The sequence below is a fragment of the Mesorhizobium loti genome (assembly GCF_003148495.1).
GTDB lineage: Bacteria > Pseudomonadota > Alphaproteobacteria > Rhizobiales > Rhizobiaceae > Mesorhizobium > Mesorhizobium loti.
This window is the reverse complement of the sequence record NZ_QGGH01000003.1, coordinates 381,375-403,616: the sequence shown is the minus strand read 5'-3', so window position 1 is coordinate 403,616 and position 22,242 is coordinate 381,375. Positions and strand designations below refer to the sequence as shown.

The following is a 22,242-nucleotide window of genomic DNA, read 5'->3' as shown; positions in this document are numbered from 1 at the left end:
GCCACTCTCAACCAAGCACGGGCGGCGTAGGATCAAAGCTGATTGCCACCAGTCCCGGATGCCGATGGGCGAGGGCGAGGATTTGGGTTTCCAGCTCACAGTTGTAGGCCATAAGCGCCTTCACGGTCTCAAGGGGGCTCTCGTAGCGTGCCATCAGTTTCTCCGCTTCGGCATGCAGCTCCGCCTTGGACTGAGCGTCAAGATACATCGTGGCCATTTGTTGTTGCTCCTAGCGGGCTGCGCGGCGCGGAGTGGTGAGCGCGTCAATACGATCCTGAAGATGACCATTGAGCACGATCATTTCCTTGAGCGCCTTCACTGGGTCGCCCTTGTGCTGGGCAATGAACTTGTCAGCGATTGTCTGGAGGGCGGTTTCTTGGCGGCTGTCCAGCGTCACAATGTGGTCCATCGGGGTTGCTCCAAAGCTTCGTGCTGACAGTGAACAAAAACAGAACAAAAGAGTCAAGGGCGAATTGACTCAGTGAGGAATGCGTTCCTATTTTTGCCTCATGCCAGAGCAGCCCCGAAATACCCGCCGCCTCGTGCAAACCCTATGCAAAGCGCATGAGGTTGGTCAGCTAATCCGCGTCCGGTGCAACAACTGCAACATCACGCGCCACTATCTGCCGGGGGACCTTCTCAAGCTCGTGGGGGACATTCCGTTCTGGGATGTGGAGCGGCATATGCGGTGCGAGCGCTGCAAGCGGCGGGAGTTCGACGTAGATATCCTACTGCCCAGCGCATCGGAGGGCCTGAAGATACGCGTGAGGCGGCTTGTGGAAATAAAGATGGTAAGGCGGGTGATTTGGCGGGATCAATAATTATAGGGTTAGCTACCGGGGCCGATGCAAGGGCGCGACACATGGACCACGAAATCCTGTTTCAGGGACAGGGGTATACAATTGCGCGAAGTTTCAGCGCGAATACTCTTGTTCCGTATGGCCCTGCGGAGCGCCCGAACGGCAATATGAACTATGGATGGATCGATCTGCGAGGCCACCCCGAGCGCGTCGGCGAGATACCGGAAGCGACAAAAAGCGCCGGCTTGGCAAAGCTGTTGCGTGTGATCGCTGCCCCCGTGTCCAAGGTGATGTCGGGCGGCTGTGAATGTGCTGCGTTCGATAGAGGGCTGAACTTCGGTGGACCGCGATGGCTAGTCGGTGGCTTTGTTGATGTCATGTTTATGGATGCAGAACGCAACGTCGATCCTCAGAACCCTGTTGACTTGGCGGGCTACATTCTCAACGGGATTGGAGCATCGGATACCCACATCATTGGCTATGAAATGATCATAGAGCCGCTGAAGACATTTTTCGGTCGCGGTGACTGTCATGCCCTGATGCTCAAGCCCCAAGGATATGGCCCAGATAAAGCAACCGCATGGGCAGCCTTTGACTACGCCGCCGCCGCTGCTGCTGACTCCCTGGGACGGGACAGACCCGCCCAAACTTAGAACAGCGACCCTTGAGCCGGAGCCTGCTGCGGAAACTTGATCTGAGTGGCCGGCTTCTCGACAATCACAAGGGCATCATCCGGGGCCGTGCGCTGTAGCCGCTTCGCTTCCGACCATGGCGCAGTCAGCCAAGTTTCGGTTTCCTCTTGCGTCCTCAAGATCACCGGCATGGCCTTCTCGTGAATTGGCTTGATCAGGGCGTTTGGCGCGGTAGTCATGAAGCCGTAAAGCTCGAAGTTGCCGGGGCCGTCCTTGACCTTGCGGACCCCATGCCATGGCGTCCAGAGGCCAGCGAAGAAGAAAAGCGGGCGGTCCTCATTCAGCGCGAACCAATAGTTTCGCTGTATGCCTGTCTCAGGGTCCTTGTCGCCGGGCGTTGGGCTGGGCTCCGCGAAGCTCGTCACGGGCACCACGCAACGGTTCTCGACGCCAACATATTGCTGCCAATGGCTGTACTGGGGATTGCGTATATTCGTGGTGCCGTAGTCCGCCTTTCCCTTCATCCGCTCAACGGGTGTCGGCATTCCCCAAAGCAGGTTGGCAAGCTCCCGCTCCCCGTCCAACGCATTGCGGACCACGGGGCCGGGGCGGTTGGGATAGATGTCTATCGACGGCTCAAGGTTGCCCAAGATGTCTCGCAAAGTCCGGGTCCACTGGCGGACGGCTTCTTGCGACGTGGTGATGTTGTAGAGGTTGCACATGGCAGCTAGATTTGGCTTTTGCCTCTGATTTCACGTATTCGCGATGCGGGCACAACTATCACTGCCCCATCACTAGCACAAAAAACAGCGTAGTCTGAGGTAAACAAAACCACCACGGCGTCGTACAAGATTCGGTCATCCAGATAGACGGTTTCCTTGAATCGTGCGTCGTTCTTCACGTATTGCCCAAAATAACCCCCGCACAGTGTCATGAACAGGAGCATAAAAACCAAGTCACCCACTATCCTTCTAGGATTCGCCTGAAAGAAATCCGTACTAAACCTCGAAAACCTGACGATCAGATAGACCGCGAAAAAAACCAAGCATATAAATATAATACGCTCCGCAATTCGATTTTTCCCACCTGTGTGGTCGAGATAAAACTGCAGTGCCATATACGCCGCGAAAGCACCCAACAAAATCAGGCCGGTTGTTATTCTTCTCCTCCTAGACACACCATCGTTAAATAGGTCCAGTATCATATAAGCGTAGCTGTCGGAGAGCCACGTAAATCCCAGAAGGAATACGGTTACAACGAGACCGATTTTCACTAGATCAGAATATTGCACCAACCAAATAAGCCCACTCCCAAAGACGCTGAGATATCCTGAAGTGAATAACGCTGCGGTCATTACCCCCACAACAAACGCCGTGGCGGACACGACGGCAAAATTCATCGTCGCAAAATTCACCGCCTTCTTAAATCTGGAGTTCGACAAATCGGCCACAAAGTTGCTCCAACGACAAGCATGGGTCTGAGACCGCTATTGATATATATATCTAATCCTAAATCCAGTCAGACATACTAAGACTAAGCCAAGAACCCTATGACTCAGCACTGGGTCGGTCGGCGAGAATGCGAAAGACGGACGCCCTGCTAATAGCCAGGGCCGCCACTATATCCGCCACTGACTTTCCCTCACCCCGCAGCCGCATCACATCGTCGGCCTTAGCGCGGGCGGTGGGCTGCCTCCCAGCATACTTGCCCTCTGCCCGTGCCTTGGCGATCCCCTCGCGTTGCCGCTCAAGCATCAGCTCTCGTTCGAATTCGGCGATTGAGCCCAGCAAGTTCAACATCAGCTTTCCCGTGGGAGTGGCGGTGTCGAGGTTCATCGCCAGGATGCGAAGGCCTGCCCCCTTTGTCTTTAAGGCCGCTGTGATCGACACGAGATCGACCACGGAGCGTGCTAGCCGGTCGAGCTTGGTCACAACCAACGTGTCGCCTTCACGCACCCATTCAAGCATGGCGGCGAGCTGGGGCCGATTGGTCGCCACAGAGGAAATCTCTTCGCGGAACACCTTGGTGCATCCCGCTTGCTCAAGGTCGCGAAGTTGAGCCTCAAGGCCTGCCTTTTGATCGGCGGTGGAGGTGCGGGCGTAGCCGACTAGTGCGGTTGTGGTCATGACATTGGGTCTCCATGGGGATCATGTGAGACCATTATGTGAGACTGACAGTCAGAATGTCAAGATACCATTCATGTGAGACCACCTAGGCGACAATGTGCGAGACTCACATGGGCTTGCCCTAGTGAGACACCCTGGAGATTTGTGCTAGTAATGGGTGAGGGGGGCTCGGGTGATGACCACAACAATCGGAACTGGCGATTTGGCGACGTGGGCTGCGGTTGGCGTGGCAATCATCGCGATGCTAATCGCAGCAGCGCAAAGCCGTGGGGCGAACCTCGCCAACCTTGAAAACCGCGACCTCGCCCGACAGAACGCAGAGTTGCTAAAGCAGCAGCACGTCTTAGAGCAGCGAACTTGGACGGAAAGTCATTTCGATGCGGTACGCGAGTGGGCACAAGATGTCTGTTTCGCGATCTCCGAGGCGGCGCACGTTCGGGAAGGACTGCGGGCTCCGGTGCTGAGCAAACTAAGCGCCTTGATCGACATAGGGCGTTGGTATTTTCCAAACCAATGGTCCGACAAGTACGGCATCGACAAGGAACCTGCCTATCGGGGAATCAGACAGCCCGTTCTTGACTGTTTGGTCGCTGCCTATGACCATCTAAGTGACGGGACACCAACTGCCGAACTCAAAGATGAGCTGGAAGACTGTCGGCGACACTTCGTGAGCCAAATCCAATTGGTGATCGACCCGCGCCGCCGCGAGAAGCAAATCGCTCGCATTCTTGAAGATTGGGCACAGGCGGAGCGCCTCCGCGCGTTGCCAGTCCGCGACGGACAAGGAGGAGTGGGAGAAAGTAAACAGAAGGCAAACAGACCCTAGGGCAGCAGCGGGAGGGAGCAAAACGGAGCGCCGGAGGGGCACGGGGGGAAAAGATCGCCGACGCCCTCACGAGATGGTGTCTCACGTTTTTGACCCACAATTTGAAGAGGGCCTTTTGAAATGGACGAGGGAAGCGCCCGTCTGACAAGGCAGGCTAAGGAGCAAGGTAAACAGGCTACAGGCAGAGTCACCGAGGACCCCACTAAGAGTTCCGAAATCGGGGATACGATCCACTTCAAGCCGGTTGCCTTCCCAGTTGACCCTGGTTTTGCTGAGGGTTTCAATACCATCAACAACTGGGGTTATTTCGGAGGTGTGATCCTGATGCTAACAATGCGCATCGGTGATACTTTGACGGTGGAGGGCACCGCTGTAATGATAGCACCCGGTATCGCTCTAACCGCAGCCCATACGGTTCAACCGCACTTGCAGTCCTTAGCAGAAGGCAAGTCCGCGCTGACACTATCGGCGATACGTGAAAACGACATGATGTTTTGGACAGTTGCGAGCATCACCACGGCGGACAGCGATATAGCCATATTGTGTCTAAAAGCCGCATCGGCGCTGCCAAATGACCGAACGTATCAGCAAGCCACTCTTACAACCCGCACACCGCGAACCGGTGAGAGCGTCACGATAGTGGGCTTTCGGTTCGATAGAAGTGCGCTTTTTGACGGAGGAAAGTACTTCGAGTTCGAGGGCCACGGTTACGTTGCACGGGGAAAAGTAAGCGACATATATGAACAGGGGCGGGATAGAGTTATGATCCGCTGGCCAAGCTTTCAAATCGATGCGAAGACTGTAGGATCGATGAGTGGTGCACCTGTTTTCGATGTCACCGGGGCGGTCATCGGCCTTCTTTCCTCCAGCATCGAATCTGACGAGGGCAACGGTCCGTCATATGCCTCACTTCTCTGGCCCTGCCTCGGTTTTCGGATTGCGCCAGTTTGGCCGGAGGGGCTCATCAAGTCCCCTCAGAGTTTGGCAACCCTTGACCCTCGGATTTGCGTTATCATTGGGAGAGATGCTCTTATTCCGGACGCCGCCAGCAAATCATCTTCTTGGGCCTATCGGCCCTGGGACCGAGATTGACGATAGACTGAGTTGTTGATGATTCACCCTGTAGGGTGTTCCGGGGTGGCAACATGGACGGTTATACTTTCAGCGCGAAATTGGTGGAGATTATTGCTGGCTTGATCGGCTCGCTAGCATGGCCAACTGCGGTAGTGATACTCGCCATTCTATTCCGTGGGCGGCTAGCAGACCTTCTGCACCGAATCCGTGAAGTGACTGGGCCGGCTGGAACTAGCGCGAAGTTTTCGGAGCAATTAGAGGCAACTCGTGAAGCAACCGAAGCAACCGTAGAACACGATCCGCTGCCCCAAATAGGCGCAGACGGCCCCTACTTGGATTTGGCACAGCAATTTCCGTCGGCCGCAGTTATGAGCGCTTATCAAGATATTGAAGAGTTCATACGGGAGCATTTGCGGGATCGGCCACCCTCGGAATCCAACACACCAAACAACCACATGAACTTTATGAAAAAGCTGGCAAGGGAAGGGGCGATCCCGGATTCCTTGTTACAGATTTATATGCGCCTGAGAGAGACACGAAATGCAGCAGTTCACTCTAAGGGAACAATAACTCCTGCGGAGGCCATCGAGTACCGCGACCTAAGCAAACGTTTCTTGCAAAGCCTACAAGGCTCCATCGGAAATATCCTGGACCCGTGACGGCTGTTTAGGGCAGCTTCACTGCCTCCACAAGCGCCCTCTTAGCCTTCTCTGGGTCCTGCCCCGCGTAACCGTGCTGGCTTAGATCAAGGCTCTTGGCGCGTTCGCTATCCGTATGGCCAACCACCCACGTGATAGTCCACTCGTCAAAGCCCTCAGCGCCCGCAAGCTTGGCATCGCGTGCCTTGCGGATGAACCAGCGGCGGAATGAGTGGAAGTCCACATTGCTCTTCGCCTTGTCGTTCGGACGCTCATCCACCCCCACCTTGCGGCGATACCGTGTGAACTGCTTGGCGGCCGGATCGGAGCGCGTCTCGCGTGACTTGGGGATGGGCGGCAAGTCGTCAAACAGATAGTCGCTGTCCTTCTTGCCCACCGTGCGTCGCTTTACTATCTCCTTGAGGCCACTGTGGATCGGGACGGTGCGGCGGGCGTTGTCAGTCTTCCCTGCCCACACGCTGAACATCTCATCTCGGCAATCCGAAACGTGGAGCTGGCAAATCTCTTCGATCCGCATTCCGCTCAGCGCCCCGACCGGCATCAGGTCATTGAGCAGCGGGCCGGCATCACCCGCCAGTAGGGTTGCTACCTCGCTATCCGCAAAGGGCCGCTTGCCCTTGTCAGGTTCCGCCTCACGCCGCTGTCTGGGCGCTGATGGAAGCGATTGGCCTGCCCACGGATTCTCCCCTACCAAATGCCCCTTACCAAGCAGCCAAACCCAATACTGCTTTATGAAGCCGAGATAGGCGGTGGCCTTCTGCCGACCTCTCCCCACCACTAGTGATTCCGAGATAAAGCTACCGGCCTCAACACGTCCAACAGCTTCGAGTGCGACAGGGAGCCGGCTATCCCGCAACCAGTCACCAACCCACCCTAACACTCTTCGGAAGTCCCCTTCGGACTTGAGGCGGTAACCTTGGTGCTTAAGGAACTCGGTTGCATGGTGGTCAAGCGGCGTAACCTGTCCGCTGGCAAGGGCGAAGAAGGCTTTAGCCGTGTCCAGGCCTTTGGTCTTCTCAAGTTCATGAGCCCGCAAATTGATAGCGTACTGGGTGCCCTCATCGTCCATGGAAAGCCTGTGCCGCAAGGCCTCCGCCTCCACCGGATCGTTCGTGCTCAAGACCTTTTCGGCAGCTGCGATGGCGCCCTTGAGTTTGGACACAATGGCCCATTTACGGGCATCTGCTTCCTTGAGGTCGGCGGTGTGGAGGGGGTGAGTAAGCTTGCCTCGCCCGATCAAATCCCGGAGGCGCGCCGGCACCTTGACGCGGACCCTCCATTGTTGCCCGTGCCATTCGAGATATTGCCGTTGGTTCGCCATTTTGCACCCCGGTGCCCCACATTGGTGCCCCACAGGTGAGTCTTTGAAGCCCAGAAGTCAAGGGATGCAAGGGGTTCAGAGCCCTGGAGGAGAGTGTCCCTCCCTCTCCGCCATATTTCCTGTCTGATAGATTGATTTTGTAAGATTTTTTAACGCCCACCTCTTCCTTCCCAATGCGTTTCCCAGGAAGCCGCAACCGAAGGAGATTTGGATTATGCACCGCTTTTCTGACCAGACTGTTGGCACACTCGCGTCCGTTCCCGGCATAGGCGCTACCCTGCCGGCTTGGGGCGTATTGCTTGCCGGCGACCGCGGCCGCCGCGGCAAGCACGCTGCCCAGTTTGGCGCGTATATTAGCAATCAACGATATATTAACGGCTATAATGCAACCTTTCAGTGTCGGGACGGGAACCGAACCCCGATCGACGTTCCAGCGCCCTTCTGTGCCGGGACGTTCGACCGATGCGGAGCAAAACGCATGAGAGTCGAAACAGCACTGGCACAGCTGCTGCGGATGATTCACCGTCGCGCCCTGAAATTAGCGACGTTGCCAGACGATGAAAGAGATCCGCACTACGATCTCATCCGCCTGTCATGTTGCGGAGCCGCTGAGCTGATTGGGCAAAGTCCGGACAGGGCAGCTGTCACGGCAAACAGCATGGTTGAATTTACTCGCGCAATGGTCGGGATCATTGAGACAAGCCGCGTATTAAATGCAGGACGAAGCGACCAATGGGCGCGGAGTGACAGTTCTACAGTTTGGCAGCCTGGGCGATCGCAGTAGGCGTGGTCGCTGATCGCTTTATCGCACGTACCTCCCAATGGCTGGCTGATAGCTGAATAAAAACCTCGCCGCTCCATTTGCGAAGCGGCGAGGGCCCCATCGCCCCATGCCGGATCCCATGGTCCCAACACCCGGCATTGCTGACATTGCAATTGTGATGCCAGCGGCAAATGGCCCATTGTGGGACAGGTTAACCGGCGCCTTGGCTAACATCCCGCACCAGAGCCTCACCAACGCGCGTTGTGGCGGACTGCGAGCGCCGATGACGACATCATAGGCGCCGCGAGTAAAACATACCACGGGCATGCATCCTCTGCCCCCTCGCTTGCAACAGGCGATGCAAACCGCGCCAATAGCCTGGTGCAGACGGTCGATTCTTTCAATCCGAACAGTAACAACACGCACATCGAAAGCGACGGACCGCGAATAACCGACGTCGTTCAACGCTATCGGGAAATAACCGTGGCGCCGGTCACCCCACAGGCCGGCATTATCGTGAATGTCGGTACCAACGACCAACATCCCTGCGACCTTCGAACCCAAACCGATAGCTCGGGTAGGCCTTGTGGCGAGCGAGCTGCTGAGGCGAAGCCGGGTGGTCGTACCGGCCACAAGACGGACTATCCATGAACTCAAAGGTAAGGCTTGGCCCAGGCCGCTAAGTCTGTCGCAAATTCCCGCGTGTTCAGACTGCTCCACCCGACTGGTGCGCTGCGATTGCATCCAGAAAAACCTGGCCGAACTCCTTGAGCTTGGCCGCACCGACGCCGTTCACTTCGGCAAAGGCGTCGAGATCGTGCGGGCGGCGTTCGGCCATGTCGATCAGCGTGCGATCGGAGAACACCACATAGGCCGGCACCTGGCGCTCCTTGGCGAGGCGCAGACGCAAGGATTTGAGCGCGGCCAGCAGTGACGCGTCGATTCCCTCGGCGTTCATGCCCGCCCCGTCGGCCCCTCGCATCTTGCGCAAGGCGCGGCTGCGCACCTCGACGCGGTAGTGGAACGGCATCTCGCCACGGCCAAGCGCATGGCCTTTTTCGGCGATGGCGAGGCCGCCATGGCCGGCCGGATCCGGCATCAGAAACCCGCCGGCGACGAGCTGCCGGATCAGCGACAGCCAGAAATCCTTCTTGTGCGCCAGTCCGCTGCCGAAGCTGGCGAGCCTCTGGTGGTTCCTGGCCAGCACCTTCTCGGTTTCATGGCCGAGCAGAATGTCGATGACATGGCCGGCGCCGAAGCGTTCGCCGCTTTGCGCGATGGCCGCCAGGATGATCCGCGCCTCCGCCCCGCCATCGGCGCGCGGCGCCTGGTCGAGGCAAGTATCGCAATTGCCGCAAGGCTGCGCTTCCTCGCCGAAATAGCCAAGCAGCACCTGGCGGCGGCACTGCGCCGTCTCGCAATAGCCGATCAGCGTGTCGAGCCGGCCATGCGAGCGCCTCTTGTGCTCGGCCGGTGCGTCTTCGTCGTCGATGAACATCCTGCGCATGCGGATATCGCCAAGGCCGAACAGCATATGCGCCTCGGCGTCCCGCCCATCGCGGCCGGCGCGGCCGATCTCCTGGTAGTAGGCCTCCAGGCTGCCCGGCATATCGGTGTGGAAGACATAGGCGACATCGGGCTTGTCGATGCCCATGCCGAAGGCGATGGTCGCCACCATGACGACACCCGACAGGGTCATGAAGCTGTTCTGGTTGGCGTCACGCGCCTCCTTGCTCATGCCGGCATGATAGGCGAGCGCGGTGACGCCGTTCTTCTCGAGGAAGGCCGCCGTCTCCTCCGTCTTCTTGCGTGACAGGCAATAGACGATGCCGCTGCGGCCGGGATGGCGCTCGACGAAGCGCAGCAATTGCCGCTTGCTGTCCTGCTTGGCCTCGATGGCAAGCTTGATGTTCGGCCGGTCGAATCCCAGCACCAGGGTCTCGACGCGTTCGGCGAACAGCCGGGCTTCTATGTCGGTGCGCGTGCCCTCATCCGCCGTCGCCGTCAGCGCAATGATCGGCACATTGGGGAAGATACCGCGCAGCCGCGACAGATCCTCATACTCGCGCCGAAACGCCGGTCCCCATTGCGAGATGCAATGCGCTTCGTCGACAGCGATCAGGCTGATATCGAGCCTGGCCAGCGCCTCGAGCATCCGCTCGGTCATCAGCCGCTCCGGCGCGAGATAGAGCAGGCGCGTCTGGCCCGAAGCAACGCGCCGCCATGCGGCGATATTGGCCTCGCGGTCGATCGAGGAATTGATCGTGTCGGCTGCGACACCCGCAAGGCGCAAGGCGGCGACCTGATCCTGCATCAGCGCCACCAGCGGCGAAACGACAATGGTGAGCCCGCCCAGGACCAGCGCCGGAACCTGGTAGCACAGCGATTTGCCCGCACCCGTCGGCATGACGGCCAGCACATGGCGCCCGGCCAGCAGCGCATCCATGACATCGGCCTGGCCGGGGCGAAAATCATCGAAGCCGAACACGTCCTTCAGGACACGCCGCTTGGGGTCTTGCCCTTCTGTCGTGAGGGCCGCTGCCGGTGCCTGCATCACGGAGCGTCCACGGTCTGCGATGTTATCGGCATGTCATACCCGAACTCGGCGCAGAAGCGCTGGACGCGGACGAGGAATGCCGGCGACAGGCCGCCGAGATAGGTCCGGAATTCTTCACTCCTCTCCCATTTTCTCAACGAAGCCACCCGGATCGGATTGTCCGGATCCTCGCTGAAGCGAATCCGCGGCGTCAGTCCGAACAACTGCGCGATTCGCTGCTGAATGGCATCGGGCGCGCCGATCATGTCTTCGTAGCGAACGAAAAGGATCTGCCTGTGCGGTTGTGCCTTCTTCAGCTTTATCAGCGCATCGTATTCGGCCAGCCAGCGATGCGGCGTGACGTGGAACCGACGCTCGTTGCGTGTTTGCGGATGCGAACTTGTCAGCGTGTCGAATGGATGGCGTACGCAGTAGATCAAGCCGATGGAAGCAGGCAGCTTCGCCAGATGCGCAAAGCTGCGCGCATCGCGCTTGACGACGAGGTTGGATTCCGGCCGGTCCAGCATGTCCAGCATTGTGTATCGCGCTTCGGGCGGATGGACGAAAATGTCCTCGAAACACCTCATCAACCGCTGTGTCAGCGTCGTCCCGCTGCGCGCACAGCCCGAGATGAAAATTCTGTTGGCCGGCGTCGCGCGTGGGTATGCGCGTTTTTGCATGCGCCTTTTCAGAGACAGCGGCACGAACCGATGAAACTCCCGCATGACCCTTCGCGCGGCCGCACTGAACGCGGCCTCAAGTCTGTGAGCGTCCTTCATCCGCAATTCCGCTGGGCCACCCGGCGCGAAACGCGCCGCTTGGGGTCCATGGCCACGATGCTCGTCGCAGATGCCTGCATCAGGCAGACACCCGGTTGGAATTTCGTGGACTGGAGAGGATGTGGAAACCGGTCAAAACGACTCTCTGCATGGGCACCTTGCCTTAGCGCAGCTGTCATCACGCCACAACAGGAACAGATCGTTCGCAGCCTGCGCCTTCCCCCAGGACACCCGCACCCCGCTGGATTCCTTCACGCACCACGATGTAAGCTCGGCCCAACAAGCCAGGGAGGGCGCGATGCTGCAGACCAGACAGGATGTTCTCGGCGAGCGGTTCCAATTGCAGCGTGCGGCCTTCGGGACACAGCCCTTTCCTGACCTGGGCGTCCGCAAAGACCGCCTGATGCGCCTGCTGGCGCTGACCGAGCGGCACGAAGCAGAGATCTGTGCGGCGATCGACGCCGACTTTGGAGGCCGTTCGGCACACGAGACGCGGCTTGCGGAACTGTTCGTCGTGCGCGCCGGCATCCGCCACGCGCTGGCCCATCTCAAGGGTTGGATGCGGGAGCGTCGCGTAGCCACCACCATGCCGTTCCTGCCGGGTAGAAATCGCCTCGTCCCGCAGCCGCTCGGGGTCGTCGGCATCGTGTCGCCCTGGAATTATCCTTTCCAGCTCGCTGTGGCGCCGGTGACTGCCGCCCTCGCCGCCGGCAATCGGGTGCTCATCAAACCTTCCGAACTGACGCCGGCATTTTCCGAGCTGCTGGCCAAGCTCGTTGCCGAGCATTTCGCGACCGATGAGCTCAGCATCATCACCGGCGACGCCGAGATGGGAAAGGCTTTCGTGTCGATGCCTTTCGATCATCTGCTGTTCACCGGCTCGACATCGGTCGGCCGCCACGTCGCCATCGCGGCGGCCGCCAATCTGACCCCGGTCACGCTCGAGCTCGGCGGCAAGTCGCCGGCAATCTTCGATCCATCATGCGACCTCGACGCGGCGGCAGCCAGCATTGCCTATGGCAAGCTGTTGAATGCCGGGCAGACCTGCATCGCGCCGGATTATCTGCTGGTGCCGAAGGGGCAAGGAGACGCGGTCTCCGCGAAGCTGGCAACGGCGATAGCACGGCTCTACCCGACCTTGCGCGACAACCCCGATTATACCGCCATCATCAGTGACCGGCACCACCAGCGCCTGCGCGACATGATCGCCGAGGCGCGTGATGCCGGCGCCGATGTCACCGAAATCAACCCGGCCGGCGAGGAACTTGGCGCGAGCCGGAAAATGCTGCCGACCCTGGTGCGCAATGCCAGCGCAAACCTGCGGCTGATGCGCGAAGAGATCTTTGGCCCGGTGCTGCCGATCGTCGAATATGCCGGCATCGACGACGCGATCGACCATGTAAACGGGGCGGACCGGCCGCTGGCGCTCTACTGGTTCGGACGCGACAGCGGCAACCGTCAACGCATGCTGCACGAGACCGTCGCCGGCGGCGTCACCATCAACGACTGCATGCTGCATCTGGTGCAGGAGAACCAGCCCTTCGGCGGTGTCGGCGCCAGCGGCATGGGCGCCTATCACGGCGAATGGGGCTTTCGCACCTTCAGCAAGGAGAAGCCGGTTTTCCTGCAGTCGCGGCTGAGCGCCGGCGCCATGTTGCGTCCGCCCTACGGCAAGACGTTCGAGCGGTTCTTCAGCCTGCTCCGGCACATCACCTGACCGGACGTAGCCACCCAGCCATCACGGCGCGTTAAACCTATGTTCACCATCATGCGGCAGGTTTCGCATCCTGCGGTCATGTCTTGAGTACCGCGGCGCCACAAGCGCCCAGGCAACAACCCGCGTCTCTTTTGGGGCGCGGGTTTTCTCTGCTCGATCTCCTACTCTTGGCTAGAGCAATTCAAAGAGAAAGAAAATCGGCCCGGTGCGGCGTAAAGCTGTCGATCAGCCGCCCCGCTTCGAGCGCCTTGACGCCGTGCACCAGACCGGACGGCACGATGAAACTGCCGCCGGCCGCGAGGGTTTCGGTCCGGCCGGCGATGGTCACTTCGAAGCGGCCTAGGGCGAAGCAGATCCTAGGGCGAGACCCGCAAGAGAGCCGGTCCGTTCTCGCCATTTTCCCGGCGTGATCCCGGTGACCCGTTTGAAGGCGCGACTGAATGCAGCCTCGGATTGATATCCCACGCCGGCAGCGATACTTGCGAGACTTTCGTGGCCGAAACGCAGACGCTCCCCAGCCAGCTGGATCCTCCAACTCGTCACGTATTCGATCGGCGGGCGGCCGAGCAGCGCGTTGAACCGCCCTGCAACGATCGTGCGCGATGAGCCAACCTTGTCGGCAATCTGGCCGACGGTCCAGTGGCGCGCCGGATCGGCGTGGAGAAGCTGCAGCGTCCTTGCGACAATCGGATCGTTTAGCGCCGCGAACCAACCCTTTGAGCCGGGTGGAAGCCGGGCGACATGGCGCCTCAGCAGTTCAACGAACAAAAGCTCCATGAGCCTTCCGAGCATCGCCTGTGAACCCGGTGCCGCCGCCTCGACGTGCAAATCGATTTCCTGCACGGTTGAGGCGATCAGGGCGCCAACCTTGTCCTCTGACATCTTCTCGACGATGAGCGCCGGAAGCGTGCGGAACACCGGCGCGAACAGGAATTCTGAAGACTCAAGGAAGCCGCAGACCATGCGCAGTTCGTCACCACCGCCGCCATAATTGACAGTCCACATCCCTTCGATCCGACCAGGCTGAACGATTTCTCCGGCTGCGGCCATCACCAGCGGCTCACCCTTCCAAAACCTGTGGTGGCCGGCGAATGGCAGGAACAACAGATCGCCAGCAGTGACTTCCCGCCGCTCGCCATTTCCGGCCTCAAAAGTACAGTTGCCCGCTACGATGAAATGGAAAATGCTGATGTGGCGCAGATACGCCATGGGGCTGACCGGGTCGTAGTATTTCGGGGCCACAACGCCGAACGGCGCACTAAAGCAGGCGTTCAGAAAGACGGAGCCGGTCAGCCTTACGGCTTTCAGCATTTCCGACAGCAGATCCGGCCCGACGGGAGGCCCGTGGTCCGGCGTACCTGCATGTAAATCCGATGTTTCAATCATTGCTGAACCTGAAGTCTGGCGTCTACACCTCCAGAACGCTGCAGCTCGACAGATTAATCCCGCATCACCCGATGCCCGATCTTATCAACCCTCGAGCTTTGGCAAAAAACACGACCTTTCTGCGACCCAAATGGAGACACCAGGATGTTGAAACTTGCCTGCGCACTTGCACTTCTGCTTGTTGGAACAGCGCCCCTATTTGCTCACGACGCGCCCATAAACGCCGACGAAATCAAGTGGGGGCCCGCTCCTGCTGTCCTTCCAGCTGGCGCCCAGATCGCGGTTGTTGCAGGCGATCCGTCAAAGGACGGCATCTATGTGCTGCGGCTGAAGATGCCCGCGGGCTACAAAATTCCCGCGCACAACCACCCCACTTCGGAATATGTGACAGTGATTTCCGGCAACTTTCATATCGGAATGGGCGACAAGCTCGACGAGGCGAAGGGTATCGAACTGACGGCTGGCGGCTTCGGCGTTGCCCCGACTGGAATGAATCACTTCGCGTGGACGACAAGCGATACGATTGTCCAGGTTCACGGCGAGGGACCTTTCGCGATTACCTACGTCAACCCGGCAGACGACCCAACCAAAAAGTAGCAATTCACTGATCGCAAGATGTCCCAAGGACGTCGATGTAAGCGACGAATCACTGCGCATCCTGCGGTGATGGTCAGAGTACTGCGGCGCCAAAGGGCTTAGGCAACAGGCCCGCGCCTCTTCGGAGACAAGGGGTTTTTCGTTTGCGAGGTGTGCTGGAACAAGGCAGCGCGGGCTTCTTCTGGCGTGCATTGATCCCGCTCGCTCAGCCGAGGAAATCGGCCCGGTGCGGCGTGAAGCTGTCGACCAGCCGCCCTGCTTCGAGCGCCTTGACGCCGTGCACCAGACCGGACGGCACGATGAAACTGCCGCCGGCCGCGAGGATTTCGGTCTGGCCGTCGATGGTCACCTCGAAGCGGCCCTCGGCGACATAGCTTGCCTGGACATGCGGGTGCGAATGCAGGGCGCCGACGCCACCCCTGTCGAAGCCGAATTCGACCAGCATCAATTCATCGGTGTGCAGAAGGACGCGCCGCCTGTTGCCGTCCGGCGTTGTCGTCCACGCGCCCTTGCCGGCCGGCGCGAAAATCCTTGCGGTCATCGTCATCTCCTCATCGCGGATAAGTGACCAGCGTCTATTGCGCGAGCACGCGTCAGAGCCGGTAGGCCTTCTTGGCCAGCGTGTAGGCCAGTTCCCCAGCCAGCTCATGCGCCTCGTCCTCGCGCAGCCGGTGCTCGGCAACGAGACGCGCCAGGAAGGCACAGTCGACGCGACGCGCCACATCGTGGCGCGCCGGTATCGAGGGGAAGGCTCTCGTGTCGTCGTTGAAGCCGACCGTGTTGTAGAAGCCGGCCGTTTCCGTCGTCATTTCGCGGAACCGGCGCATGCCTTCCGGGCTGTCGTGGAACCACCAGGCCGGCCCGAGTTTGAGCGCCGGGTAGACGCCGGCGAGCGGCGCCAGTTCGCGCGCATAACTGGTCTCGTCGAGCGTGAACAGGATGACGGTAAGGTCGCGCTCCAGCCCGACGCAGTCGAGCAGCGGCTTCAGCGCCATTACATAGTCGGTCCGGGTCGGGATATCGAAGCCCTTGTCGCGGCCGAATTTCTCGAAGACAGCGCGTGAGTGATTGCGCTGGGAACCGGGATGGATTTGCAGGACCAGCCCGTCGTCGAGGCTCATCTTGGCCATCTCGGTCAGCATCTGGGCGCGGAACAATTTTCGCTCACGCTCGTCGTCGGAACCACGGCGAACCCGATTGAACAGCTCTTGCGCCGCGGCATCTGAAAGATTGGCGGTCTCGGCCGTCGGATGGCCGTGGTCGGACGAGGTTGCGCCAAAACTCTTGAAGAAGGCGCGCCGCTGGCGATGCGCATCGAGATAGCCACCCCAACTGCCGGTATCGCAGCCGGTGATCTCTCCGAGCTGGTCGAGATTGGTCGAGAACCCTTCGAAGTCGGGATCGACGACCGCGTCCGGGCGGTAGGCGGTGACGACGCGGCCCTGCCAGCCGCTGTCGCGGATCATCTGGTGCCATTGGAGATCGTCGAGCGCGCCTTCCGTTGTCGCGATGGCCTCGATGTTGAAGCGCTCGAACAACGCGCGCGGACGGAAATTCTCCCACTGCAGCAGCGTCGCAATGGTGTCGTAGTGGCGGTCGGCAGTTGCGGCGGTCAGCGGTTCGTCGATGCCGAACAGATGGGCGAGCACATGATCGAACCACAGCCGGGTCGGCGTGCCGCGAAACAGATAATAGTACTCGGCAAAACGCCGCCAGATCGTCCGGCCGTCGGTCTCGACCGGCCCACCGCCCAGCGTCGCCACGCCGAGATCCTCAAGCCGAACGCCTTGGCTGAACAGCATGCGGAAGATGTAGTGGTCCGGGACGATAAGCAATTGCGCCGGATCCGGGAACGGCTCGTTCAGCGCATACCAGCGCGGATCGGTGTGACCGTGCGGGCTGACGATCGGCAGGTTTTTGACGCCGGCGTAGAGGTCGCGGGCAAGCGAGCGCGACTGCGCTTCGGGCGGAAACAGCAGGTCCGGATCGGTCAGCGCGACCATGGGAAAGGCGGCTCCTTCCAGGTTGAACATCGGTACGTTCGGGCAAAAGCGATGTCAACGTGGGCTCACAAACAGGCATCCTTGCGGCAAGCGGAAACAGGTGTTACGCCGCTTGTCATCAACGCTCGGGACACCGTCATGCAGCCCCGTCCAAAACCATCCGCCCTGTGATATGATGACCAGCAGCCATTTGTCCGACGCCTCGCTACACTCACTGCCCGAGCGGGTGACAATCCCCGGATATGACCGCAGCAAGGTCGTCCCGGGCATCGTGCATCTCGGCGTCGGCGCCTTCCATCGCGCTCACCAGGCAGCCTACGTCGACGACTGCCTGGCGGCAGGCGAGACAGGCTGGGGCATAACAGGCGTTTCGCTGCGCAGCGCCGACACGCGCGACGCGCTCACGCCGCAAGATGGGCTCTACACACTGGCGATCAGAAGCAGTGGAATCGAAAAACTTCAGGTCATCGGCTCGATCGGCGCGATGCTGGTGGCGCCGGAGGATCCGGACGCGGTGCTGGCCGTGCTGACCGATCCGCGCACCCGCATCGTCACGCTGACCATCACCGAAAAGGCCTATCTGAGAGCAGCGGGCGGCGGATTGGACACTGCTCATCCCGACATCGTCCACGATCTGGCAAACCGGGAAATGCCGAGGACGGCGCATGGTTTCCTGGCCGAGGCGCTTGCCCGGCGACGCGCCGCCGGCACGCCACCCTTCACTGTCCTGTGTTGCGACAACCTGCCCGCCAATGGCGCCACGCTGCACCGGCTACTGACCGAATTCGCCGAATTGCGCGACGCCAGGCTTGGCGTGAAGGGCGACGCTGGAATCGCCGACCACATCGCCCATCAGGTCGCCTTTCCCTCAAGCATGGTCGACCGCATCGTGCCGGCAACCACCGATGCCGACCGGGCGCGGATCGCAGAAGAACTCGGCGTCGAGGACGCCTGGCCCGTGATGACCGAACCGTTCTGCCAATGGGTGGTCGAAGACAATTTCCCCGGCGGCCGTCCGGCCTGGGAAGACTTCGGCGTCACCATGGTCGGGGATGTCGGCCCTTTCGAGGACATGAAGCTCAGGCTGCTCAACGGCTCGCATTCGGCCATCGCCTATCTCGGCCTGCTCAGCGGTCACGCCACCGTCGACCGCGCCTTCGCCGATCCGGCGATACGGGCCTTTGTCGATGCGCTCTGGGCCGAGGCAATCCCGACGCTGCCGAAAAATGCCGGGCTCGACACCGCGAGTTATACAGCCGAGCTGGCAGAACGCTTCTCAAACACAGCGCTTGCCCACCGCACAGCACAGATCGCCAATGACGGCAGCCAGAAACTGCCGCAGCGCATCGTCGCTTCCGCCTTGGAGTGTATCGAAGCCGGGGCTGTGCCCGAACACCTGACGCTGGTGATCGCTGCCTGGATCGCGGCTTGCGAGGCACGCGGCAAGACCTTGCCGGAACGCCATTTCACCGATCCGCTCGATGTACCATTGGCAGCGCTTTTTGAACGAAGCCTGCCTACGGAAGAGATGGTGACGGCTGTGTTCGACCTCGCCGGCTTCACCAAGGACCACACCGGGCGTCAGACGCTGGTCGAGTTCGTGGCCACCCATCTCGTCCATCTCAAGCAGGGCGGGCCGGCCCTTGCCCTCGCCGCACTCGGCATACGAAGCGAGCAATCCTGAGCTATGACTTGACGGTTGTGATGGGGCGCAGACCGTTGACGGTGGCGGGACAGCGCCCCCCTCTGTCCTGCCGGACATCTCCCCCACGAGGGGGGAGATTGGCAGCTCAGATGCCGGCGCCAACCCTGCAACGCTGGAGATTTGCGAAAGCCGCGGTGACGGCCAATCTCCCCCCCTCGTGGGGGAGATGTCCGGCAGGACAGAGGGGGGCGCGAAGGATCGCTACAGAACGCCCCTTTGCGCTACTGCGCTCCGCTTTCGCTCTACCCGGATGATGAGGAGACAGCCGCCCCTTACGCCGGCAGGATAGCGCCTTCGAGCGTGGTGAGCTGGCTAAGGAACTGTTCCGCCTTGCTACGGGCCTGGTCGTCCTTGGCGTCGGCGGCATCTTCCTTGGCTTCCTGGATGCGGCGCGCGAGATCGGCGCGGTCAACATCTTTCACCGCCACAGCCGATTCCGCCAGCAGCGTGCAGCCGGCCGGAACGATGTCGGCGAAGCCGCCGAACACCACATAGCGCTCTTCGCCACCCGACGCGGTCTTCACCGTAACGACGCCCGGCTTGATCGTGGTCATGACCGGAGCGTGATGCGCCATCACCGTCATCTCGCCTTCGGCGCCCGGAATGACGACGGATTCGACCTGCTCGGAAACAAGCAGACGCTCCGGCGAGACCAGTTCGAACTTGAAAGCTTCAGCCATGGTGTCTCACAAACGCTTGGATCGAAGACAGCGCGGCTGACCCGCGCTGCCGAATGAGAAATTAAGCCGCTTCGGCCGCCAGGCGCTGGGCCTTCTCGACTGCTTCCTCGATGCCGCCGACCATGTAGAAGGCAGCTTCCGGAAGGTGGTCGTAGTCGCCGTTGCAGAGGCCCTTGAAGCCCTTGATGGTGTCGGCGAGGTCGACCAGCTTGCCCGGCGCGCCGGTGAACACTTCGGCGACGAAGAACGGCTGCGACAGGAAGCGCTCGATCTTGCGGGCGCGGGCGACGGTCTGCTTGTCCTCTTCCGACAGCTCGTCCATGCCCAGGATGGCGATGATGTCCTGCAGCGACTTGTAGCGCTGGAGGATCGACTGCACCTGGCGGGCGACGCCGTAGTGCTCGTCGCCGACAACCAGCGGGTCGAGCATGCGCGAGGTCGAGTCCAGCGGATCGACGGCCGGATAGATGCCCTTTTCGGCGATGGCGCGGTTGAGCGTCGTCGTCGCGTCAAGGTGGGCGAACGAGGTCGCCGGCGCCGGATCGGTCAAGTCGTCGGCGGGCACATAGATGGCCTGCACGGACGTGATCGAGCCCTTGGTGGTGGTGGTGATGCGTTCCTGCAGCGCGCCCATGTCGGTGGCGAGCGTCGGCTGATAGCCCACGGCCGACGGGATACGGCCGAGCAGAGCCGACACTTCCGAACCCGCCTGCGTGAAGCGGAAGATGTTGTCGACGAAGAACAGCACGTCCTGGCCCTGGTCGCGGAAATATTCCGCAACCGTCAGGCCGGTCAGGCCGACGCGGGCGCGCGCGCCCGGCGGCTCGTTCATCTGGCCATAGACGAGTGCGGCCTTGGAGCCTTCGCCGCCGCCCTTCTTGTTGACGCCGGATTCGATGAACTCGTGATAGAGATCGTTGCCTTCGCGGGTACGCTCGCCAACGCCGGCGAACACCGAATAGCCGCCATGCGCCTTGGCGATGTTGTTGATCAGTTCCTGGATCAGCACGGTCTTGCCGACGCCGGCGCCGCCGAACAGGCCGATCTTGCCGCCCTTGGCGTAGGGAGCCAGCAGGTCGAGCACCTTGATGCCGGTGATCAGGATCTGTGCTTCCGTCGACTGCTCGACATAGGTCGGAGCCGGCTGGTGGATGGAGCGCATTTCGGTCGCGTCGACCGGGCCTTCTTCGTCGACCGGCTCGCCGATGACGTTGATGATGCGGCCGAGCATGCCCGGGCCGACCGGCACGGTGATCGGCGCGCCGGTGTCACGCACTTCCTGGCCGCGAACCAGACCTTCGGTCGAGTCCATGGCGATGCAGCGCACGGTGTTTTCACCCAGATGCTGGGCGACTTCGAGCACGAGACGGTTGCCGACATTGGTCGTCTCGAGCGCGTTCAGGATCGCCGGCAGGTGATCGCCGAACTGCACGTCGACGACGGCGCCGATGACCTGGCGGACCTTGCCGACAACGCCGGTTGCCTTGCTGGCCACTGCCGATGTCTTGGCAGCTGCGACCTTCGCAGGTGCTGCCGCCTTGGCCGGGGCCGCCTTCGCGGCTGCTACTGGAGCCTTTGCCGCCTTCGCGGGGGCTGCGGTCTTCGCGGCTGCGGCCTTGGGGGCTGCCGTCTTGGGGGTCGCTGCTTTCGCCATCGTCTTTACCCTTTTTCGTCCTTTGTTTCTCACGCGGTCCGGTCGCGGGTCGATAACCCGCGAACCGCGCCTAGAGCGCCTCGGCGCCCGAAATGATTTCGATCAGTTCCTTGGTGATCTGCGCCTGCCGCTGGCGGTTATAAGTGATCGACAACTTGTTGATCATCTCGCCGGCGTTGCGCGTCGCATTGTCCATGGCGCTCATCTTGGCGCCCATTTCGCCGGCCGCGTTTTCGAGCAGCGCCCGGAAAACCTGCACCGAGATGTTGCGCGGAATGAGGTCGGAGAGGATTTCGCCCGGTTCCGGCTCGTATTCGTAGACGGCATTGCCGCCATCGATCGCCTCGGCCGGGGCCGAAGCAACGCCTGCCGGGATGATCTGCTGCGCGGTCGGGATCTGGCTGATCACCGACTTGAACTGCGAATAGAACAGCGTGCAGATGTCGAAGCCGCCCTCGTTGAAGAGGTGGATGACCTTCTTGGCGATCGCATCGGCATTGACGAAACGCAGCGTCTTGACCTCGCGCAGGTCGACACGGTCGATGATCATCGAAGCATAGTCGCGGCGCAGGATATCGAAACCCTTCTTGCCGACGCAGATGATCTTGACCTGCTTGCCGTCGGCCAAAAGCCTGCGGATATGGTCGCGGGCAAGGCGGGCGATCTGCGAATTGAAGCCGCCGCACAGGCCGCGCTCGGCGGTGCAGACGACGAGCAGGTGCACGTCATCCTTGCCGGTGCCGGTCATCAGCGCCGGGGCATCGCCGCCGCCGCCGATTGCCTGGGTGATGTTGGCCAGCACGGAACCCATGCGCTCCGAATAGGGGCGCGCCGCTTCCGCGGCCTCTTGCGCACGGCGCAGCTTCGCCGCGGCGACCATCTGCATCGCCTTGGTGATCTTCTGCGTCGCCTTGACCGAGGCGATACGGTTACGAAGGTCTTTTAATGAAGGCATGCTTCAAACCTGATCCCGTCTTGCAATTC

The 22,242-nt window shown here is 60.7% G+C and carries 21 protein-coding genes and 1 pseudogene; 7 read left to right on the top strand and 15 right to left on the bottom strand.

Going from position 1 to position 22,242, the window contains the following annotated elements; all coding sequences use genetic code 11:
- Nucleotides 1-7: 7 nt before the first annotated feature.
- Together C8D77_RS15425 and C8D77_RS37620 are read right to left on the bottom strand one after the other, a co-directional pair.
- Entirely contained in the window at nucleotides 8-217 is a 210-nt protein-coding gene (locus tag C8D77_RS15425) for a hypothetical protein (protein WP_109664484.1), read from the bottom strand.
- Between the two features lie 12 nt (nucleotides 218-229).
- Nucleotides 230-409: a hypothetical protein gene (locus C8D77_RS37620; RefSeq protein WP_164762616.1), complete on the bottom strand. Its 180-nt coding sequence runs from the start codon at nucleotides 407-409 to the stop codon at nucleotides 230-232.
- 453 nt (nucleotides 410-862) lie between these two features.
- Between C8D77_RS37620 and C8D77_RS15410 the strand changes: the two genes are divergently transcribed.
- The gene (locus tag C8D77_RS15410; protein WP_109664476.1) at nucleotides 863-1,453 is read left to right on the top strand and encodes a hypothetical protein; all 591 of its coding nucleotides are present in this window, start codon (nucleotides 863-865) and stop codon (nucleotides 1,451-1,453) included.
- Here the strand turns inward: C8D77_RS15410 and C8D77_RS15405 are convergent.
- The 3 genes from C8D77_RS15405 to C8D77_RS15395 form a co-directional block, all read right to left on the bottom strand.
- The gene (locus tag C8D77_RS15405) at nucleotides 1,450-2,154 is read right to left on the bottom strand and encodes an SOS response-associated peptidase (RefSeq protein ID WP_109664472.1); all 705 of its coding nucleotides are present in this window, start codon (nucleotides 2,152-2,154) and stop codon (nucleotides 1,450-1,452) included. The genes C8D77_RS15410 and C8D77_RS15405 overlap by 4 nt on opposite strands.
- Before the next feature lie 5 nt (nucleotides 2,155-2,159).
- Nucleotides 2,160-2,882 (bottom strand): hypothetical protein, encoded by a 723-nt coding sequence (locus C8D77_RS15400; RefSeq protein WP_146211786.1) that lies wholly within the window; start codon nucleotides 2,880-2,882, stop codon nucleotides 2,160-2,162.
- A 97-nt stretch (nucleotides 2,883-2,979) separates the two neighbouring features.
- The gene (locus C8D77_RS15395) at nucleotides 2,980-3,558 is read right to left on the bottom strand and encodes a recombinase family protein (RefSeq protein WP_109664464.1); all 579 of its coding nucleotides are present in this window, start codon (nucleotides 3,556-3,558) and stop codon (nucleotides 2,980-2,982) included.
- Nucleotides 3,559-3,733: 175 nt separating this feature from the next.
- Here C8D77_RS15395 and C8D77_RS15390 point away from each other — a divergent pair, with 175 nt between their 5' ends.
- From C8D77_RS15390 to C8D77_RS15380, 3 genes are all read left to right on the top strand, one after another.
- Nucleotides 3,734-4,384: a hypothetical protein gene (locus tag C8D77_RS15390; RefSeq protein ID WP_109664459.1), complete on the top strand. Its 651-nt coding sequence runs from the start codon at nucleotides 3,734-3,736 to the stop codon at nucleotides 4,382-4,384.
- A gap of 120 nt (nucleotides 4,385-4,504) precedes the next feature.
- Nucleotides 4,505-5,476, top strand: a complete 972-nt coding sequence (locus C8D77_RS15385; protein WP_109664455.1) for a S1 family peptidase — start codon at nucleotides 4,505-4,507, stop codon at nucleotides 5,474-5,476.
- A 53-nt stretch (nucleotides 5,477-5,529) separates the two neighbouring features.
- Nucleotides 5,530-6,117 carry a hypothetical protein gene (locus C8D77_RS15380; RefSeq protein WP_109664452.1) on the top strand — a complete coding sequence of 196 codons (588 nt, stop codon included), beginning with the start codon at nucleotides 5,530-5,532 and terminating at the stop codon, nucleotides 6,115-6,117.
- A gap of 7 nt (nucleotides 6,118-6,124) precedes the next feature.
- Here the strand turns inward: C8D77_RS15380 and C8D77_RS15375 are convergent, their stop codons facing one another.
- From C8D77_RS15375 to C8D77_RS15360, 3 genes are all read right to left on the bottom strand, one after another.
- Nucleotides 6,125-7,438 (bottom strand): DUF6538 domain-containing protein, encoded by a 1,314-nt coding sequence (locus tag C8D77_RS15375; RefSeq protein ID WP_109664448.1) that lies wholly within the window; start codon nucleotides 7,436-7,438, stop codon nucleotides 6,125-6,127.
- Between the two features lie 1,469 nt (nucleotides 7,439-8,907).
- Nucleotides 8,908-10,755: a DNA helicase RecQ gene (gene recQ, locus C8D77_RS15365; RefSeq protein ID WP_109664443.1), complete on the bottom strand. Its 1,848-nt coding sequence runs from the start codon at nucleotides 10,753-10,755 to the stop codon at nucleotides 8,908-8,910.
- A complete protein-coding gene (locus tag C8D77_RS15360; RefSeq protein ID WP_109664440.1) occupies nucleotides 10,755-11,516 on the bottom strand; it encodes a sulfotransferase family protein in 762 nt (253 codons plus the stop codon). The genes recQ and C8D77_RS15360 overlap by 1 nt, the downstream gene beginning before the upstream one ends.
- A gap of 298 nt (nucleotides 11,517-11,814) precedes the next feature.
- Between C8D77_RS15360 and C8D77_RS15355 the strand changes: the two genes are divergently transcribed.
- The gene (locus C8D77_RS15355) at nucleotides 11,815-13,233 is read left to right on the top strand and encodes a coniferyl aldehyde dehydrogenase (RefSeq protein WP_109664437.1); all 1,419 of its coding nucleotides are present in this window, start codon (nucleotides 11,815-11,817) and stop codon (nucleotides 13,231-13,233) included.
- 181 nt (nucleotides 13,234-13,414) lie between these two features.
- Here the strand turns inward: C8D77_RS15355 and C8D77_RS15350 are convergent.
- Both C8D77_RS15350 and C8D77_RS15345 read right to left on the bottom strand, forming a co-directional pair.
- Nucleotides 13,415-13,579: pseudogene (locus C8D77_RS15350) on the bottom strand (cupin domain-containing protein); the annotation flags it as partial.
- Nucleotides 13,573-14,619 carry an AraC family transcriptional regulator gene (locus tag C8D77_RS15345; RefSeq protein WP_109664434.1) on the bottom strand — a complete coding sequence of 349 codons (1,047 nt, stop codon included), beginning with the start codon at nucleotides 14,617-14,619 and terminating at the stop codon, nucleotides 13,573-13,575. The gene C8D77_RS15345 and the pseudogene C8D77_RS15350, both read right to left, overlap by 7 nt.
- A 144-nt stretch (nucleotides 14,620-14,763) precedes the next feature.
- Here C8D77_RS15345 and C8D77_RS15340 point away from each other — a divergent pair, with 144 nt between their 5' ends.
- The gene (locus C8D77_RS15340) at nucleotides 14,764-15,216 is read left to right on the top strand and encodes a cupin domain-containing protein (RefSeq protein ID WP_109664431.1); all 453 of its coding nucleotides are present in this window, start codon (nucleotides 14,764-14,766) and stop codon (nucleotides 15,214-15,216) included.
- A 205-nt stretch (nucleotides 15,217-15,421) separates the two neighbouring features.
- Here C8D77_RS15340 and C8D77_RS15335 read toward each other — a convergent pair whose 3' ends face one another.
- Together C8D77_RS15335 and uxaC are read right to left on the bottom strand one after the other, a co-directional pair.
- Nucleotides 15,422-15,757 carry a cupin domain-containing protein gene (locus tag C8D77_RS15335; RefSeq protein ID WP_109665404.1) on the bottom strand — a complete coding sequence of 112 codons (336 nt, stop codon included), beginning with the start codon at nucleotides 15,755-15,757 and terminating at the stop codon, nucleotides 15,422-15,424.
- 52 nt (nucleotides 15,758-15,809) lie between these two features.
- Entirely contained in the window at nucleotides 15,810-17,219 is a 1,410-nt protein-coding gene (gene uxaC, locus C8D77_RS15330) for a glucuronate isomerase (protein ID WP_109665401.1), read from the bottom strand.
- 175 nt (nucleotides 17,220-17,394) lie between these two features.
- Here uxaC and C8D77_RS15325 point away from each other — a divergent pair, with 175 nt between their 5' ends.
- A complete protein-coding gene (locus C8D77_RS15325) occupies nucleotides 17,395-18,903 on the top strand; it encodes a mannitol dehydrogenase family protein (protein ID WP_215732063.1) in 1,509 nt (502 codons plus the stop codon).
- Between the two features lie 293 nt (nucleotides 18,904-19,196).
- Here C8D77_RS15325 and C8D77_RS15315 read toward each other — a convergent pair whose 3' ends face one another.
- From C8D77_RS15315 to C8D77_RS15305, 3 genes are all read right to left on the bottom strand, one after another.
- On the bottom strand, nucleotides 19,197-19,604 hold the full coding sequence (locus C8D77_RS15315) for a F0F1 ATP synthase subunit epsilon (protein ID WP_010912151.1): 408 nt from the start codon (nucleotides 19,602-19,604) through the stop codon (nucleotides 19,197-19,199).
- A gap of 61 nt (nucleotides 19,605-19,665) precedes the next feature.
- Nucleotides 19,666-21,258, bottom strand: a complete 1,593-nt coding sequence (atpD, locus tag C8D77_RS15310) for a F0F1 ATP synthase subunit beta (RefSeq protein WP_164548529.1) — start codon at nucleotides 21,256-21,258, stop codon at nucleotides 19,666-19,668.
- 70 nt (nucleotides 21,259-21,328) lie between these two features.
- Nucleotides 21,329-22,213: a F0F1 ATP synthase subunit gamma gene (locus C8D77_RS15305; protein WP_109664425.1), complete on the bottom strand. Its 885-nt coding sequence runs from the start codon at nucleotides 22,211-22,213 to the stop codon at nucleotides 21,329-21,331.
- Nucleotides 22,214-22,242 lie beyond the last annotated feature (29 nt).

What these genes read in the sequence shown, in the direction of transcription:
- C8D77_RS37620 (WP_164762616.1), bottom strand. Translation starts at nt 409, where the DNA reads ATGGACCACATTGTGACGCTGGACAGCCGCCAAGAAACCGCCCTCCAG.
- C8D77_RS15360 (WP_109664440.1), bottom strand. Translation starts at nt 11,516, where the DNA reads ATGAAGGACGCTCACAGACTTGAGGCCGCGTTCAGTGCGGCCGCGCGA.
- C8D77_RS15385 (WP_109664455.1), top strand. Translation starts at nt 4,505, where the DNA reads ATGGACGAGGGAAGCGCCCGTCTGACAAGGCAGGCTAAGGAGCAAGGT.
- C8D77_RS15345 (WP_109664434.1), bottom strand. Translation starts at nt 14,619, where the DNA reads ATGATTGAAACATCGGATTTACATGCAGGTACGCCGGACCACGGGCCT.
- atpD (WP_164548529.1), bottom strand. Translation starts at nt 21,258, where the DNA reads ATGGCGAAAGCAGCGACCCCCAAGACGGCAGCCCCCAAGGCCGCAGCC.
- C8D77_RS15355 (WP_109664437.1), top strand. Translation starts at nt 11,815, where the DNA reads ATGCTGCAGACCAGACAGGATGTTCTCGGCGAGCGGTTCCAATTGCAG.
- recQ (WP_109664443.1), bottom strand. Translation starts at nt 10,755, where the DNA reads ATGCAGGCACCGGCAGCGGCCCTCACGACAGAAGGGCAAGACCCCAAG.
- C8D77_RS15405 (WP_109664472.1), bottom strand. Translation starts at nt 2,154, where the DNA reads ATGTGCAACCTCTACAACATCACCACGTCGCAAGAAGCCGTCCGCCAG.
- C8D77_RS15325 (WP_215732063.1), top strand. Translation starts at nt 17,395, where the DNA reads ATGACCAGCAGCCATTTGTCCGACGCCTCGCTACACTCACTGCCCGAG.
- C8D77_RS15410 (WP_109664476.1), top strand. Translation starts at nt 863, where the DNA reads ATGGACCACGAAATCCTGTTTCAGGGACAGGGGTATACAATTGCGCGA.
- C8D77_RS15305 (WP_109664425.1), bottom strand. Translation starts at nt 22,213, where the DNA reads ATGCCTTCATTAAAAGACCTTCGTAACCGTATCGCCTCGGTCAAGGCG.
- C8D77_RS15315 (WP_010912151.1), bottom strand. Translation starts at nt 19,604, where the DNA reads ATGGCTGAAGCTTTCAAGTTCGAACTGGTCTCGCCGGAGCGTCTGCTT.
- C8D77_RS15425 (WP_109664484.1), bottom strand. Translation starts at nt 217, where the DNA reads ATGGCCACGATGTATCTTGACGCTCAGTCCAAGGCGGAGCTGCATGCC.
- C8D77_RS15380 (WP_109664452.1), top strand. Translation starts at nt 5,530, where the DNA reads ATGGACGGTTATACTTTCAGCGCGAAATTGGTGGAGATTATTGCTGGC.
- C8D77_RS15390 (WP_109664459.1), top strand. Translation starts at nt 3,734, where the DNA reads ATGACCACAACAATCGGAACTGGCGATTTGGCGACGTGGGCTGCGGTT.
- C8D77_RS15375 (WP_109664448.1), bottom strand. Translation starts at nt 7,438, where the DNA reads ATGGCGAACCAACGGCAATATCTCGAATGGCACGGGCAACAATGGAGG.
- C8D77_RS15395 (WP_109664464.1), bottom strand. Translation starts at nt 3,558, where the DNA reads ATGACCACAACCGCACTAGTCGGCTACGCCCGCACCTCCACCGCCGAT.
- uxaC (WP_109665401.1), bottom strand. Translation starts at nt 17,219, where the DNA reads ATGGTCGCGCTGACCGATCCGGACCTGCTGTTTCCGCCCGAAGCGCAG.
- C8D77_RS15335 (WP_109665404.1), bottom strand. Translation starts at nt 15,757, where the DNA reads ATGACCGCAAGGATTTTCGCGCCGGCCGGCAAGGGCGCGTGGACGACA.
- C8D77_RS15340 (WP_109664431.1), top strand. Translation starts at nt 14,764, where the DNA reads ATGTTGAAACTTGCCTGCGCACTTGCACTTCTGCTTGTTGGAACAGCG.